Here is a 16,080-nt window from a genome sequence, read left to right on the forward strand (position 1 = left end):
GTGATCTGCACGACCGCGTCCCGCTTGAATCCATCGCTGAACTTGCTGCTGCTCATCATGGCCTCCTTGCATCAAAATTAGCGAAGAAGGCGTCCACGATACACGGGGCTATTCATTCGACCGTCACCGCATTTTCAGGACCTGAGCGACGAAGTTGCGCGCCTCACCCCTTGTATCGCGCCGAGGGGTGAGGCGTGGTGTTGGCCCGCCGTCAAACACCGTAAAGCCCCGCGACCCTGCCCCGGAGCGCCACCAGGGCGAGCACCGTGTCGATGGTCGGCGTCGGCGTGTTGGTGACACGGCCGAGTTCCTGCACAGAACCAACGAGGGCGTCGATCTCCATGGGGCGCCCCTGGTCGAGGTCCTGGAGCATCGAGGTCCGGTGCGCGCCCACATCCGCACCGCCCTGGATGCGGCGATCGACGTCGATGGGGAACTTCACGCCGAGCTTCTCGGCGATCTCCTGCGCTTCGAGCATCATGTTGCGCGCCACTTCGCGGGTTCCCGGGTCGGTGCAGAGCACGTCGAGCGTGGCGTGCGTCAGGGCGGAGATCGGGTTGAACGAGAGGTTGCCCCAGAGCTTCACCCAGATCTCGTCACGGATCTTCGGGCGCACGGGCGCCTTCAGCCCCGCGGCAGCCAGCGCCTTCGACAGGGCCATGGCGCGCTCGGACTTGGAACCGTCAGGTTCGCCAAGCGAAAAGCGGTTGCCCTCGATGTGCTTGACCACGCCCGGTTCGATCACCTCCGCCGCCGGGTAGACGACGCAGCCGAGCACCCGGTCCGGACCGAAGCCGTCCCACTGGGCATTCCCGGGATCGACACTTTCCAGCCGCGTGCCTTCGAGCGGGCCGCCGATCTTGTGGAAATACCACCACGGAACGCCGTTGACGCCGGAGACGATGGTGGTGTGCTCACCGATCAGCGGCTGCATCTTCGATACCACGGGCGGCACGGAATGCGCCTTCAGCGTCACGATGACATAGTCCTGCGGCCCGAGATCGGCCGCGTTGTCGGAGGCCGTGACCTGTACGGTCGTCTCACCGCTTTCCTCGATCAGGCGCAGGCCGTTCTCGCGCATCGCCTTCAGGTGCGGGCCGCGGGCGACAAGGCTGACATCCGCGCCGGCCTGCGCCAGTTTCGCGCCCATGTAGCCGCCGATCGCGCCAGCGCCGAAGATACAGATTTTCATGGCGCTTTCCTTAACCCAAGCCCAGTTTCTCGGCGAGCCCGATACGCTGGAGCTTTCCTGTCGCGCCTTTCGGGATCTCGTCAAGGATCAGGATCTTGCGCGGCACCTTGAAGGCGGCCAGCCTTTCGCCGGCGAAATCGCGGATCTCGCGATCGGTCGCGCTCTCGCCCTCTTTCAGGACAACGGCGGCGGCAACCTCTTCGCCCAGCTTGGGGTGCGGAACGGCGAAGGTCACACATTGCGCGATGGCCGGATGATCGGACAGGATCCCGTCCACCTCAAGCGGGCTGATCTTTTCGCCGCCGCGGTTGATGATCTCCTTCAGCCGCCCCGTGAGCGACAGGTAACCGTCTTCGTCGAAAGTGCCCTGGTCACCGGTGCGGAACCAGCGCTTGCCCTCGGCCTCGAAGAAGTTCTTCTCGTTGGCCTCCGGGTTGCCCTCGTAACCGGGGGTGACGTTCGGGCCGGAGATGGCAACCTCGCCGATGCCGTCCACCAGACGGTTCTCGATCTCATGCGCAATGCGCACCTCGGGACCGGCGGGAAGGCCCACGGCGCCGGGTTTCTGCCGTCCGGGTTCGATCGGGTTGCAGCACATCTGGTGGGCGGCCTCGGTCATGCCGTAAGCCTCAACCACGGGCGCACCGAAGGTTTCCGCCAGCTGGGTCATCACCGGCCCGGGCAAAGACGAGGAGGAAGAGCGCAGGAAGCGAAGCCGCGCGTTCTTGATGATCTCGGGATTGCGGCCGGCGCGCGCGAGGATGGCCTGATGCATGGTCGGGACGGCAGTGTACCAGGTCGGGTCGATCTCTTCGAGCCAGCCGAAGAACTTGAGCGCGTCAAAGCCCGGGGCGCAGCTGATCGAGGCGCCCGCGGCCAGCGACGCGCTGACCGCCGCGACAAGACCGTGAATATGGAACAGCGGCATCACATTCAGGCAGCGGTCCTCTGCCGTCAGCGCCAGAGAGGCGCGGATGTTCTCGGCCGATGCGGCGACGTTCGACTGCAGCAACGGCACGATCTTGGGCCGCGACGTCGTGCCGGAGGTGTGCAGGATCAGGGCTATATCGTCGGCGGTCGGGTCCGCGTCGGGGGCCGGATCCGAGCCTTCGGTCGCCAGCGTGAAGGTCCCGGCGGGCTCTGTGGCCGTGAGTTCGATCACGATCAGGCCGAAACGCTCGGCCGCGGCGCGGGCCGGACCGTCATAGCCAGCCTCGACGATGATGGCGCGGGCCTTGAGGTCGTCGAGGTAGAAGGAGAATTCGTCCTCCTTGTAGGCAGGGTTGAGCGGCGCGGTCGTCGCAGACTGCGCGACGGTGACAAAGGCTGCGGCCATTTCCGGCCCGTTCGGCAGGACGATCGCAACACGGTCCGTCGCGCCCACACCCGCGCCGCGTAATGTCTTCCGGACGTATTTGGACAGCTCCTTGAGGTCGCCGTAGGTCATCCAGTCACGTCCCGGCGCGCCGATGGCGTTGGATGTGTCCGGGTGCTGCTGGATCAGCTCTGCAAGTGTCTGCATTGATAGTCTCTCATCTTGTCGGTTTTTCGTGGGAGGCGTCCCTGCCTCTTGATTAGTAGAACGCCCTTCAGCTATGTACCACCGCTCGATTGCGCCGGAACAGCTTCAGCGCCGGCAACAGGATCAAAACGATCGCAATCACGGTGATGGGGCCGGCAATCGGTCGGGTGAAGAAGATCGTAGGATCGCCCGACGACAGCAGCAGCGACTGGCGCAACGTGGGTTCGGCAATGGGGCCAAGCACGATGGCCAGAACGGCGGGGGCCAGCGGGTAGTCGAATTTGCGCATGAAGAAGGCACCGATCCCGAAGATCACGATCAGCCATAGGTCATGCATGCTGTGCGATGCCGCGAAGCCACCGACGATCGACAGGACGAAGATCAGCGGCGAGAGGATGGTAAAGGGCATCCGCAGCATCCAGATGAAGAGCGGGATGAAGGCCAGGTTGATCACGAGTGCCGCCACGTTCGAGATGTAGAACGATCCGATCAGGCCCCAGACGAACTCGCTCTCGTCCACGAAAAGGCGCGGGCCGGGTGTCAGGCCCCAGATCACCATGCCCCCCAAAAGGATCGCCGTCGTCGGCGAACCCGGGATACCCAGCGTCAGCATCGGCAACATCGCACCGGTCGAGGCCGAGTTGTTGGCCGCTTCCGGTGCTGCCACGCCATCCGGGGTGCCGTTGCCGTAATCCTGCGGGTTGCGGGACATCATCTTGGCCACGCCATAGGACATGAGCGATCCCGGTGTTGCCCCGGCTGCGGGCAGCACGCCCACGAAGAATCCGAGGATCGACCCGATCGTTGTCCCCCGCCAGCCGAGGCGCGCGGCCTCCCTGGCGTCCTCGACCATGCCCTTGACGGTCATCTTCGGGTTCATCGACGTAATCTCGCCGCGCGTCTGTTCGATGGTCCACAGCATCTCGCCGATACCGTAGACGCCGATGGCAAGAACGATGAATCCGATCCCCCGTAAAAAGCCCGGAATATCGAAGAGAACCAGCCGCGGCTCGCCCGAGATGGTGTCGAAGCCAACGGACGCAAGGACGAGGCCGAAACAGATGGAAAAAACGGTTTTCGGAATATCGTCCCCGCCAAGCCCCACGAAGGTCGCGAAGGCAAGCAGCATCAGCGCGAAGATCTCTGGCGGGCCGAAGGACAACGCCAGTGAGGCAAGGAGTGGTGCGAAGAGCGTGAAGAAGATGTTGGCGACGGTGCCACCGACAAAGGAAGCCAACGCCGCCGTCACGAGCGCGAGGCTCGCCCGGCCCTTCAGCGCCAGAGGTCGCCCGTCGAAGGTCGTCGCGACCGCCGTTGACGCGCCAGGGATACCGAGCGTCACGGATGAGATCGCCCCACCATACATGGCGCCATAGTAGATCGCCGCCAGGAAGATGATGGCGGAGGATGGCGGCACGAGGAAGGTGATCGGCAACAGGATCGCGACGCCATTGACGGAGCCGAGGCCCGGCATCGCGCCGATGAACAGTCCGACGGTCACGCCGATCACGATCAGGAACAGGTTGATCGGCAGAAGCGCCAGCAGGACGCCGTCGGCCAGGAACGAGAGTATTTCCATTGAGAACCCCGGAGCTACTGCGTCAGTAAATGATGTCGTACATCACGTCGAAGAACGGCTGGGTGAAAGTCATGCCCTGCGGCATCGAGATCTGCATCGCGCCCTCGAAGAAGAAGAACAGGCCGATGGGCAGGATCAGCGCAAGTCCCAGGGTCAGTAGCCATGAATGCCGCCCCAAAAAACGCAGGTAGTAGAAGAGAAAGATCGCGATCGCGCCGTACATCGACACCACCGAAATCAGGGCGACAAAGGCGGCGACGCCACCCCCGACCAGGACGACGGTGCGCCAACCGAAACCATCCATCAGCGGTTCGTCCGATCGGGACGCGGGGGTTTTCCCGCGCCACCAGTTCCAGGCGATAACCAGACAGCTTAGCAGCATGCCGAGCGACAGCCAGAACGGCCAGAACCCGCCGCCCGGCCCCTGGCCGCGAATGTATCCTATGGGAAGGTCGGTGGCCTTCCACATCAGATACAGGGAAAAGAGGGCCAGAAGCCCTGCAAGAGATATCTCGCCTTGGCGCATGTCAGCCCCCTTTTCTTTCGGTCAGCTCAGTTGGCAATCTTGGCAAGAAGGTCGCGATGGTTCTGCACCTGCGTCGCCCAGTAAGCGCGGGTTTGTGCTTCATCCATCGGCAGCGGCGACAGGCTCTCGGAGACCAGGTATTTCTGCCACTCGTCGCTTTCATAGACCTTGCCAAAGACTTCGCGGTAGTAGGCCGCGGCCTCCTCCGACATGCCGGGCGCGCCAACGAGGGCCCGCTGGTTGTAGTAGGAGAAGTCGTGGCCTTTCTCCTTCATGGTCGGCACATCGGGGTAGGCCTCCATGCGCTCGTCCGAGAAGGCCAGAAGCGGCACGAAATCACCGGCTTCGTAGAAGCCTTTCGCCTCGGCCGGGTTGTTCACGGTCGCCATGATCTGCTGGCCCGCGAGATCCTTTGCCACGGCACCGCCACCGTCATAGGGGATGTACTTGATCTTCAGGTCGTAGGCGCCGGCCATGTAGGCGATCACGATCGAATCTTCCTGGCCGGATCCGGTGCCTCCCATGACGAATCCGCCATCCATCTCCTTCACGCGCTCGACGAACTGCTCGAACGTGGTGATGCCGGAATCCTTGTGGACCCACAGCACGAACGGGTCGACGCCCATCATGGTGATCGGGGTGAAGGCCTCGATATCAACGCCGAGGCCCTCCTGACGGATTGGCGTCGTGTAGAACGAGTTCAGCGTCACCATCAGTGTATGATCGGGATCGCGTGCGTCCTTCAGGTGCAGGAGCGCCTCGGCACCCGAGCCGCCACCTCGGTTCGTCGGGACCAGCGGACGGTTCGTCAGGTCGTTGGCTTCGGCCACCGACTGCACGAAACGCGCGATCTGGTCCGCACCTCCGCCGGGGCCGGCCATGATGGTGAAGTCGATGGGGCGCCGCGGCTGCCAGCCTTCGGCGAGCGCGGACAGCGGCAACGTTGCCAGGGCACTGCCTGCAGCGAGGCCAAGGAAAAGTCGCTTGGTGAGTTTCATGGTCTGTTCCTCCTCCGAACCCTTGGAATGTCAGGGTCGAGTCCCTGACATTCCCGAGGGTGTTTCCTGCGCATTCATCGCAGCTTTCCAAATTGAGCGGCCAGGACGCGTAGCTTTCGCTGCGCGGGACGTGGCCGGGGACGATGCCTCAATGCGCCATCAGGATGGGCATTTCCGTGTTGTCCACGATCCGTCCGGTATTGCCTCCGAACAGCATTTCGGTCTCGTGGCTGTGGCTGTAGGCGCCAATGACCAGCAGGCTGGCACCGATCGTCTTGCAGGTTTCCAGCAGGCCTTTCGCAGGGTCCTTGTGCTCGAAGCGAACCACCTCGGCGTCGATGCCGCGCAGGGCGTAGTAGTCTACCAGCTCCTGCGTGGTCGGCCCGTGGGCCTCCCCCGTGCCGCCAGCGAGGATGCTTACGCGCTTCGCCGCGTGAACCACGTCGAGCGAAGACGCCACCGCGCGCGCCGCCGGAAGCGATCCATTCCAGCCAATCGCTACATGTTGGGCGAAACTCGCGTCCGGCCGCAACTGACCCGGACACAGAAGCACCGGCCGTCCCGCCCCGTAAAGCGCGGCCTTCAGGGAGCTTTGGCCCAGGTTCCGTTCCTTCTGGGGCTTGGGCAGAACGATGATATCCGACAAGCGGCCCGCATGTTTGACGACATCCGCCATGCGCCCGTCTTCTTCAGTGAACGTGCAGATCACGGAGCCCTGCTCCGAGCCGTCCTCGCTCAGCCCGTATTCCCCCGCCAGACGGCGCAGGATGCCGCGCAGATGGCCTTCCTGCCGGTCTGCGAGTTCGACCGCCTGCTCCATCATGACCTTGCGCGCGAAGTCAGGCAGCGGAACGCCCTGCGGCATCAGGTCCTTTGCCCGGGCACGGCAGTGTACGACATTGACCTTGGCATTGTGCTGCCTGGCCAGCTCGGCCGCATGGGCCAGCACGGTTGCGACCATGCCATCGCCCCGGACGGGAACCAGTATGGATTTGATCATGTCTTCGAATGGTCCCGTGTTTTGCCTGCATCGTTTCCCGGTCAGGCCCTATGGACGGGACTGGCTCAGGCCTGACGCAACAAAATTACGCGCAAGATTAATTCGTCAAGAAATGATTTTACGCACATTTTGTGCGCACTGGAAATTTCGTTAATTTTTAAGGCCTTGTAAAATAATAAAAATTTGGTATCCTACAGTATACCGCGCACAGAGGTGCCCAAAGTGGGCGCGCGCCCTCCCGGTACACCGTCTTTGCCTCGGTCACGGGGCCTGATTCTCGCAGCAGGAATCATCACCCGCTCCGTACTTCAGGGCAGAGAAACCCCTAGGCCGCGACTTCTCCCCCGCCTGTCCGCCCCGCCTGTCCGCCCCGCCTGTCCGCCACCCGACCGACTGCTTCGTCCCCGATCCGCGGGGACCCACGTCGCGACGTCTTGCGCCCGTAACGCATGTCTGGAGGGCGGGCGGCCCATGCCGCACCGTCACTGTTAGATCGAATCCGGGAATGCTTTGCCTGCAGTGATCGCGGATGGCTTTCCGACGCAGTGTCCCACCGCGATACCGCTTGTCTCCTGCCCTCGTCCGGAAACGGGCGAGAGCCTACTCCGGTGCCGCCATGCTGACAGGAAGCCTGCCGATCTCGTCGATCACGACCTCGACGGCCATCCCCGGCTTGACCGGAGCCGCGCCGAGCGAGGTACCGCAAGCGATCAGGTCACCGGGATTGAGCGTCATGTCACGGGACAGGCAGCTCACGATCTGCTCCGGCGGAAGTATCATGTCGGCAGCCGGGTATGACTGGCGCTGGCGGTCGTTGACGAGAACCGAGATCGTCAGCGCACTCCAATCGACTTCGGTCTCGATCACCGGACCGATGACGCCAAAGCCATCGTAACTCTTGGCGCGGGTCCATTGTGGAAAGGAGGGATCCGCGTTCAGGATCGTGAGCGACGTGAAGTCATTGACGCAGGTATACCCGAAGATGGCATCCCTGGCCTCGTCGGGGCTCACGTCCTTGCAGGTCTTGCCGATAACGATGCCAAGCTCGCCCTCGAAAACCACCCGCCCCGCGTCAGCCGGAACCACGACCGTGGCGCCCGGACCGGTCAGTGACGTGTCGGCCTTGAAGAAGTACAGCGGATGCTCCGGGTGCTCGAGGCCGTTCTTCTCGGCGGCGGCCTTGAAGTTGTTCCAAAGGCCGATGAACTTGCCCGGAACGACCGGTGCCAGCAAAGTGACGTCGGCGAGCGGGATAGCTTCGCCAGCCCTCTGGTCCGAACCAAGTGCCTGATGAGGATGCAGCATGTCGTCCACGATCACCCCGGTCACCTCGGCTCCGTCACTCTTTTTCGTAGCGCGTGCCCACTTCATACCGATGTCTCCTCGTATTTTGACCACATATGGCGGCAGAAATCGCATCTGTTGACCGGCTGGCAAGACTGTCCCGGGCCGCGATGCCAATCCCTTCCTAATGGCCCTTCCTAATGGGCTGCTGGCGCATATGACAACCGCCGCGTTTTCTGCCAGTGACCGGTGAGCCGGGTGGTTGCAGCAATGACGACACTTCCTGCAGATCGGAAAACCCGTCTTGCATTGCCTCCAGGAACGTAAATCGTGACGGGTTGGTCCCTCACGGGAAACAGTTCACCTCTCCGGAATCTCGCTACACCCGCGCCCTGTCGCACGCGCGGCTGGCCTGTGACCTCCAGGACTCCGTCTCGCCGACATTGGCGCGGCTGCTGCTCGCGGTCATGGCCTCGACGATCCTGCTCCTCGGCATGGCCGTGGGGTTCATCGCCTCGGCGCTGATGGCAGAGACTGCCGGGGCAGTGACTGGAAGCACGAGCATCTGATCGAGCAGGTGTACGAACGCATGGAAGATATCCCGGGTCTGATGCCCACCCGGCGCTGCCGGTCGCGCATCCGTTCGGAACGATCAAGGCGCGATAGACGCCCCCATTTCCAGATGCGCAAGCTCAGGAACCGAGGTACCGAAATGGCCCTCCACGTCCTCGCCTACAATATCGAACAGATGATGAGCATGGTCGGCGGGCGCAACGGTCGGCTCTCAAGCGGTGCGTGCGAGGCCATCTCCTTGTCCAGCCGAACCAGCAGCGAAATCCTCGGCTTGGATGCCGCGTTGCGTCAGACCAGTTCGTCGTGCGGTATCGGCCGGGTGACGACTTGCTCTTGCGCCTTTTCCAACCATGGCATCACAATGTGACTCCATGGCTGTCAGAGGTCGGAAACAACGCCCGATTGCGCACAGTGAGTGACTTTGGGGCATTTGCTCACCCAAGCTGCGGCCGACAGTCGGGCGCTTGATGTCCACTCCCCGAATCCCCCTCACCAGGATGAGACCCTCGCCGCGCGTCTCGGCGCCAAAGGCGACGTAGCGGAACCCTCGCGCCCCTCATTGCGACTTCGAAACATTTGGTAAACATTCTTCCCAAAATCTGGTGCCTCACCCATGCAAACTCGCCTCGGATTCAGCCTCACGCACAATATTTGATCGCTGGCGGCCTGTCCGACGCGGGATATTCTGTATTCTATTCAGCAATATAGGCGACAACAGTGCAATCTTGACGTTGCAGAGATGCGAAATCTTCCGTCACCAAGAATTTACACGCGACAATTTTTCAGCCTACACTTTTCAAGATGTTCAAGAGATCGGGCGAAACGGGGGACGACACGCGGCGCGGCTCAGATCGAAACGGACTTTGCCGCAACGGATTGGCGCCCTCCTCCCGGCAGTCTCTTGCATCGGATTTTCATGAAACAGGGAGCAACACATGAAATCGAAAACTCTCGCCATCGCAGCCGCCGCCGTTCTGGCCGCGAGCGCCGCAAGCGCCGGCACGTTGGACGACGTGAAGGCTTCGGGCAAGTTGAAGTGCGGCGTGAGCCAGGGCCTGCCCGGCTTCTCCACCCCCGACGATGCGGGCAAGTGGACGGGTCTTGACGTGGACTACTGCCGCGCTGTGGCTGCCGCCGTTCTGGGCGACCCCGAAGCCATCGAATTCGTTTCGCTTTCGGCGAAGGACCGTTTCACCGCGTTGTCCTCCGGCGAGATCGACGTGCTGTCCCGCAACACGACGTGGACCATCACCCGTGACACCGACCTCGGTATCACCTTTACCGGCGTATCTTATTACGACGGTCAGGGCATGATGGTGCCGAAGTCGCTGGGCGTGACCTCCGCCGCGGAACTCGACGGCGCCACCATCTGCACCAACACCGGCACCACGACAGAACTCAACATTACCGACTACTTCCAGCAGCACGGGATGACCTTCGAACTCGTGGCGCTTGAGAACTCGGACGAGGTGGTTGCAGCCTACGGCGCGGGCCGTTGCGATGTCTTCACCACTGACCGTTCCGGTGTGGCCGCAGAACGCCTGAAGCTCGCCAACCCGGGCGATCACATGGTTCTGCCCGAAACGATCTCCAAGGAACCGCTTGGCCCGTCGGTGCGGTCCGACGACGACCAGTGGGAGAAGATCTCGCGCTGGGTGCTGAACGCACTGGTCGAAGCCGAGGAACTGGGCATCACCTCTGAAAACGTCGAAGAGATGATGTCGTCGGAAAACCCCTCTGTTCAGCGTGTGCTGGGCGTGGGTGACAACGACTACGGCAAGTCCATGGGCCTCGAGGCCGACTGGGCGAAAAAGGCGATCGCGGCCGTCGGCAACTACGGCGAGATCTACGACCGCAACGTCGGCCCCGACACCCCGCTTGGGCTTGAGCGCGGCGTGAACGCGCTGTGGACCGACGGCGGCCTGATGTACGCACCGCCGATCCGCTGATCGACGGCACCGAAGGGACGGGGCACCCCCCGTCCCTTTTTCCAATAAGAACGACAGATACGACTGTGGGGAAAATCAATGAGCTCGATGAGCGAAGGCAGCGGTCAGCATCCAAGCCAGTCATCGAGGGAGCGTAGCGGCCTCGCCGCGCTGGTGTTCGACGCCAAGGCGCGGTCCCTCTTCTTTCAGGCGATGCTGGCCATCGCCATCCTTGGGATGATCTGGGTTGCCATAGGCAACGCCGCGGACAACCTCGCCCAACAGGGCCGCGAATTCGGCTTCGATTTCTTCGACCGGCCGTCCGACATCCAGATTCTCACCACCTTCGGCACCTGGCTCGTTGGCTATGAACCCGGGCAGAACACGGTCTTCCATGTGTTCATCATCGGCATCGCCAACACGCTGATCATCAGCCTCGCGGGCGTGTTCTTTGCCACGATATGGGGTTTCCTGATCGGCATTTTCCGCCTGTCGCCCAACTTCGTCCTGCGCTCCTTCGGCACGATCTATGTCGAGCTTCTGCGCAATGTTCCGTTGCTGCTGCAAATCTTCTTCTGGACCGCGCTTCTGCGGATCGTGGCACCGTCCCAGCGCGGCGAATTCTCGACGCTGGTGCCGGGCCTGCTGCAATTCGACGCCAAGGGCATCTATGGCCCCTACCCCATCCCGCACGATGGCATGGGCGTGGTGATGATCGCCCTCATGGTCGCCATCGTGGCGGCGTGGGGCTTTGGCAAATGGGCGAAGAAGCGGCAGGATGCCACCGGCCAGCCCGCGCCCGTGGGCCTCGTTTCCATCGCGCTCATCATCGGGCTACCCGTCGTGGTCTTTCTGATCATGGGCCGTCCGCTGTCGATCGAATGGCCGAACTTCGTCTCCGAGGGTCCCGTACTGCGGCGCGGTTTCGAACGCGGCATCGGGTCCTACATCGCGCCGGAATTCATGGCGCTCTTCCTCGCGCTGACCACCTATACAGCAGCCTTCATCGCGGAAATCGTCCGCGCCGGCATCAACGCCGTCCCCAAGGGCCAGTCCGAGGCCGCCGCGGCACTGGGCCTTCCCAAGGGCGTGGCCATGCGCAAGGTCATCCTGCCCCAGGCGTTCCGGGTGATCGTGCCGCCGCTGACCTCTCAATATCTCAACCTGACCAAGAACTCCTCGCTCGCCGCCGCCATCGGGTACCCTGAACTGGTCGCCGTTTTTGCCGGCACCACGCTCAACCAGGTCGGCCGCGCGATTGAGATCATCGCCATTGTGATCCTCGTCTATCTGGTGATTTCACTGGCAACATCCGCCTTCATGAACTGGTTCAACAACCGCGTGAAGCTGGTCGAACGGTAAGGATAGGGACATGATCGACAGACCTGTAGAATACCCCGCCGTCGACCACGAAGTGGCTTACCTGCGGACCGAAGAAGCCCCGACACTGCAACCGCCCGGTTCCGAGATCGGTTTCCGGGGCTGGCTGTGGCGCAACATCTTTGCCTCCATGGCGGATTACACTTCCGCCCCGGCGGCGGTGATGTCGCTCTTCATGACGGCAATCACGTTGTTCACTGGCTATGCCATCGTCTGGATGGCCTGGACGCTGTTGGATTTCACTGTCTTCTCGGCCACCTTCACCGCCGCTGAAGGGCTGAAACGCGACGCCTGCTTGCCCAACCCTGGTGCCTGCTGGCCGTTCATCGAGGCCAAGTGGTACCAGTTCATGTACGGCTTCTACCCGCCGGAGGATGTCTGGCGCGTGAACGTTTGCTTCGCCGTGCTGGCGGCCGGGATCGGCTGGCTGATCTTCGGCCCGTCCCATCGCGGTAAGGTCGCGGCCTTCATGCTGTTCGGCTACCCCGTGCTGGCCTACGTCCTGCTGAACGGGATGCCGGTTGAAGACAATGGAGACCTCGGCCACATCTTCTCCGGCGTGTGGTTTCCGGCGATCGTCGCGGCGGTCCTCTTTGCAGGGTGGTGGCTGGCCGACGCCGGGCGCCTGGGCGACGTGGGCTCCGCCTTTGCGCCGGTCCTGCTGATGGGCGTGATCGTTGTAGCCATATTCGCGGTTCTGCCGCTGGTGACCATGGCGATTGACCTCGCACTTGGCACCGAGGTGGTGGAAACCAACAAATGGGGCGGCCTGACCGTCACGCTGGTGGTGGCCATCGCCGGGATCGTCGTCTCCCTTCCGATGGGGATGCTGCTGGCGCTCGGCCGCCGGTCGAGCGCCCCGATCATCAAGTGGTCCTCGATCATCTTCATCGAGGTGGTCCGGGGCATTCCGCTGATCTCGGTACTGTTCTTCGCCTCGGCCATGCTGCCTTATTTCCTCGAGCCCGGCGTCGACTTCAACAAACTGCTTCGCGCCATGATCGGCGTGATGCTCTTTGCCTCCGCCTACATGGCCGAGGTCATCCGGGGTGGCCTGCAAGCCATGCCCAAGGGCCAGTACGAAGGCGGTATGTCGCTGGGCCTGTCCTACTGGCAACAGATGCGGCTGATCATCATGCCGCAGGCCCTGACCACCGTGATCCCCGGCATCGTCAACACCTTCATCGGCCTGTTCAAGGACACCACGCTGGTTCTGATCATATCGATCTTCGACCTTCTGGGCATCCTCATGGCCACCCTGAAGGACCCGGAGTGGGCCACCCCCACCACCGCCTACACCGGCTACCTGACCATTGCGCTGATCTACTGGATCTTCTGCTTCGGCATGTCGCGCTACTCCGTCCACATGGAAAGGAAACTCGACCGCTCGCATCACTAAAGCCATTGGCGCCGGTGTCCGACGGACGCGGCGAATGCGAGACAAAGAGGATGAGATAACATGCAAATGACCGACACGACCCCTCCGAACATGACCATCTCCGACGAGAAGGCCATCGAGATCAGCCAGATGAACAAGTGGTACGGGAGCTTTCACGTCCTGCGCGACATCAATTTGACGGTGTACCGCGGCGAGCGCATCGTGATTTGCGGGCCTTCGGGTTCCGGCAAGTCGACGATGATCCGCTGCATCAACGCGCTGGAGGAACATCAGGACGGCACCATCGTGGTGGATGGAACCCGGCTGACGTCTGACCTGAAAAACATCGACAAGATCCGGTCCGAGGTCGGCATGTGCTTCCAGCACTTCAACCTCTTCCCGCACCTGACAATTCTGGAAAACTGCACCCTTGCCCCCATCTGGGTCCGTAAGGTGCCAAAAAAAGAGGCCGTCGAAACGGCCATGCACTACCTCGAGAAGGTGAAGATCCCGGATCAGGCCAACAAGTACCCCGGCCAGCTGTCGGGTGGCCAGCAACAGCGCGTGGCGATTGCGCGATCTCTCTGCATGAAACCCCGCGTGATGCTGTTCGACGAACCGACTTCGGCGCTCGATCCGGAGATGATCAAGGAAGTGCTCGACACAATGATTGAGCTGGCTGAAGAGGGGATGACCATGCTTTGCGTTACGCATGAGATGGGCTTTGCCCGCCAGGTGGCGAACCGCGTGATCTTCATGGACCGCGGCCAGATCGTCGAGCAGAACGAGCCGGAGGCCTTCTTCAATAACCCGCAGTCCGACCGCACAAAGCTTTTCCTCAGCCAGATCCTCGGCCACTGATCAGCCCTCGCACCGGTCCTGTCCCACGGCGCCAATGCCTCGGGACAGGTCTTCCTGGTCGGTACCGACAGAATTTACGTGGGACGCTCACTCCGCGCTCTTTGTCTAAGCCTGCTCTGCGCTTGCCGAGTCCGGGTTTCTGCCATGGGTCTCTGATACCGGGGTTCTTGCGCTCGTCAGCCTCCATCGATCAGGCGGCCTTCTCCGTCTTCTCCGCCTCCTCCGACCCTCCGGGATTGGTCGAGAACTGCGATACCAGCCGATTCATGCCCTCCGCTTCTTCGTGCAGTAGCTGCGCGGCGGCGGTCGACTCCTCCACCATGGCGGCGTTCTGCTGCGTCACGCGGTCGAGGTTGGCAATGCCCTCGTTGATTTCATTCAACCCCTGGGCCTGATCGTTGGCGCTGGAGGCGATGTGTTCCACCATGCGCGACACATCGGCCACCTTCGTCAAAACATCCTCCAGTGCCGAGCCAGCTGCCTCCACCAACCGAACGCCGTCCTTCACCTGCTCGCCAGAACCCTGTATCAGATCCTTGATCTGTTGCGCCGCCTCCGCGCTACGCTGCGCCAGCTGACGCACTTCGGAGGCGACCACGGCGAAGCCCTTGCCCGACTCTCCGGCGCGCGCGGCTTCCACCCCGGCGTTCAAGGCCAGAAGATTGGTCTGGAAAGCGATATCGTCGATAACGGAGGTGATTTCGGAAATCTGGTCCGAACTCTTTTCGATCTCATCCATAGCGGTCACGGCGGATTTCATCACCTCGCCGTTCTTCTCCGCGATCTGGCGGGTATGGGCCATCGTCGCGTTCGCTTCGCTGGCGTTCTTAGCAGCGGATTTGACGGCTGCCAGCATTTCCTCCATGGCGGCGGCGGATTCTTCCAGTGTGGCAGCCTGCGTTTCTGTACGATGCGCGAGGTCGGAAGTCGCGGCGGCGATCTGGTTCGCGCTGCCAAGGATGTTGTCCCCTCCGTGCATGACCTCCAGCATGACATCTCGAAGATGCGAGACCGCGCGGTTGTAGTTGGTCCGCAGCGCCTCGTACTCCGCTGGGAAAGGCGCTTCGATCTGACGGTGCAGCACGCCTTCGACGAGGACGTTGAGCGCTTCCGACAGTTCGCGTACCACGGTGGCTTGCTGGGCCTGATGTTCCGCGCGCTGTGCATCGGCGGCGCGGCCCTCGCGCAGGGTCGCGACGAGAGTCTCAAGGTTTCGGGCAATGCCGCCAATCTCGTCCTTGCGCCCATCTAGACCGGACCGCGCATCGTAATCGCCATCCGCCACCTTGGCCACAGCTTGTGACATCCGCTCCAGCGGACGACCCATCATCCGGGCCAGCAGGACAAGCGTCACGCCGATCATCACGACAAAGGTCGCCCCCGCCAGTGCAAAGATCAACAAGGCATTGGACCAGACTACAGCGCGTTGAGCTTCGAAACTCGCCTCCATCGAAAGCACGCCCAGAACCGGCCCCTCCGGCCCGCCGAGGATCGGTTCGGCCTGGAAACGGCCACCGGCCTCCATCATCCCCTCACCGGAGGCCTGCACCTGCGCCGCGAGGTCGACCAGTCTCTGGCGATCCATCCCCTCCACGTCCTCTTCGCCGACCACCTCGCCGGCGGCATTGGTCACCACAGCACCGCGTCCGGCGATGCCGAGTGCCTGGAGCGATTTATGCAGTTCTTCTTCTACCTTGGCTGTGACGTTGAAGCGCAGCGGCTTTGCGATTGCTTCTGTCCCGCTGGTCATGGCGCGCTTCACCTGAAGGTTGACACCCTCGTCCGCCATCCCGTTCATTAACTTAAGTGACCCGAAGGACAGCACGGCAGCCACGACCACCGTCGTCAGGGTCATGAGG

13 protein-coding genes and 1 pseudogene are annotated in these 16,080 nt (G+C 62.4%); 5 read left to right on the forward strand and 9 right to left on the reverse strand.

The window, feature by feature from the left end; translation table 11 throughout:
- Positions 1-211 precede the first annotated feature (211 nt).
- The 7 genes from J5474_RS10555 to J5474_RS10585 all read right to left on the reverse strand — a co-directional run bounded on the left by J5474_RS10555 (position 212) and on the right by J5474_RS10585 (position 8,188).
- Positions 212-1,192 (reverse strand): 2-dehydropantoate 2-reductase, encoded by a 981-nt coding sequence (locus J5474_RS10555; RefSeq protein WP_209360872.1) that lies wholly within the window; start codon positions 1,190-1,192, stop codon positions 212-214.
- Positions 1,193-1,202: 10 nt separating this feature from the next.
- Positions 1,203-2,714, reverse strand: a complete 1,512-nt coding sequence (locus tag J5474_RS10560; RefSeq protein ID WP_209360873.1) for an AMP-binding protein — start codon at positions 2,712-2,714, stop codon at positions 1,203-1,205.
- A gap of 67 nt (positions 2,715-2,781) precedes the next feature.
- On the reverse strand, positions 2,782-4,293 hold the full coding sequence (locus tag J5474_RS10565) for a tripartite tricarboxylate transporter permease (RefSeq protein ID WP_209360874.1): 1,512 nt from the start codon (positions 4,291-4,293) through the stop codon (positions 2,782-2,784).
- Between the two features lie 22 nt (positions 4,294-4,315).
- Complete coding sequence (locus tag J5474_RS10570; RefSeq protein WP_209360875.1) at positions 4,316-4,819, reverse strand: tripartite tricarboxylate transporter TctB family protein; 504 nt, start codon at positions 4,817-4,819, stop codon at positions 4,316-4,318.
- 26 nt (positions 4,820-4,845) lie between these two features.
- Positions 4,846-5,817 carry a Bug family tripartite tricarboxylate transporter substrate binding protein gene (locus J5474_RS10575; protein ID WP_209360876.1) on the reverse strand — a complete coding sequence of 324 codons (972 nt, stop codon included), beginning with the start codon at positions 5,815-5,817 and terminating at the stop codon, positions 4,846-4,848.
- Positions 5,818-5,965: 148 nt separating this feature from the next.
- Positions 5,966-6,817: a universal stress protein gene (locus J5474_RS10580; protein ID WP_209360877.1), complete on the reverse strand. Its 852-nt coding sequence runs from the start codon at positions 6,815-6,817 to the stop codon at positions 5,966-5,968.
- Between the two features lie 600 nt (positions 6,818-7,417).
- The gene (locus tag J5474_RS10585; protein WP_209360878.1) at positions 7,418-8,188 is read right to left on the reverse strand and encodes a fumarylacetoacetate hydrolase family protein; all 771 of its coding nucleotides are present in this window, start codon (positions 8,186-8,188) and stop codon (positions 7,418-7,420) included.
- A gap of 251 nt (positions 8,189-8,439) precedes the next feature.
- On the opposite strand from J5474_RS10585, the gene J5474_RS10590 reads away from it, so the two are divergent.
- On the forward strand, positions 8,440-8,670 hold the full coding sequence (locus tag J5474_RS10590) for a hypothetical protein (RefSeq protein ID WP_209360879.1): 231 nt from the start codon (positions 8,440-8,442) through the stop codon (positions 8,668-8,670).
- A gap of 196 nt (positions 8,671-8,866) precedes the next feature.
- Here the strand turns inward: J5474_RS10590 and J5474_RS23270 are convergent.
- A pseudogene (locus tag J5474_RS23270) lies at positions 8,867-9,006 on the reverse strand (IS5/IS1182 family transposase); the annotation flags it as partial.
- A gap of 603 nt (positions 9,007-9,609) precedes the next feature.
- On the opposite strand from J5474_RS23270, the gene J5474_RS10600 reads away from it, so the two are divergent.
- From J5474_RS10600 to J5474_RS10615, 4 genes are all read left to right on the forward strand, one after another.
- Positions 9,610-10,623: an amino acid ABC transporter substrate-binding protein gene (locus J5474_RS10600; RefSeq protein WP_209360881.1), complete on the forward strand. Its 1,014-nt coding sequence runs from the start codon at positions 9,610-9,612 to the stop codon at positions 10,621-10,623.
- Positions 10,624-10,701: 78 nt separating this feature from the next.
- Positions 10,702-11,964, forward strand: coding sequence for an amino acid ABC transporter permease (locus J5474_RS10605; protein WP_209360882.1), 1,263 nt, complete (start codon positions 10,702-10,704; stop codon positions 11,962-11,964).
- A 10-nt stretch (positions 11,965-11,974) separates the two neighbouring features.
- Positions 11,975-13,381, forward strand: coding sequence for an amino acid ABC transporter permease (locus J5474_RS10610; protein ID WP_209360883.1), 1,407 nt, complete (start codon positions 11,975-11,977; stop codon positions 13,379-13,381).
- A gap of 60 nt (positions 13,382-13,441) precedes the next feature.
- Positions 13,442-14,221, forward strand: a complete 780-nt coding sequence (locus J5474_RS10615; RefSeq protein WP_280842512.1) for an amino acid ABC transporter ATP-binding protein — start codon at positions 13,442-13,444, stop codon at positions 14,219-14,221.
- Positions 14,222-14,411: 190 nt separating this feature from the next.
- Here J5474_RS10615 and J5474_RS10620 read toward each other — a convergent pair whose 3' ends face one another.
- Positions 14,412-16,076 (reverse strand): methyl-accepting chemotaxis protein, encoded by a 1,665-nt coding sequence (locus tag J5474_RS10620; protein WP_209360884.1) that lies wholly within the window; start codon positions 16,074-16,076, stop codon positions 14,412-14,414.
- Positions 16,077-16,080: the final 4 nt, after the last annotated feature.

The sequence above is a fragment of the Sagittula salina genome (assembly GCF_017813235.1).
In the GTDB taxonomy this organism is placed as follows: Bacteria; Pseudomonadota; Alphaproteobacteria; order Rhodobacterales; family Rhodobacteraceae; genus Sagittula; species Sagittula salina.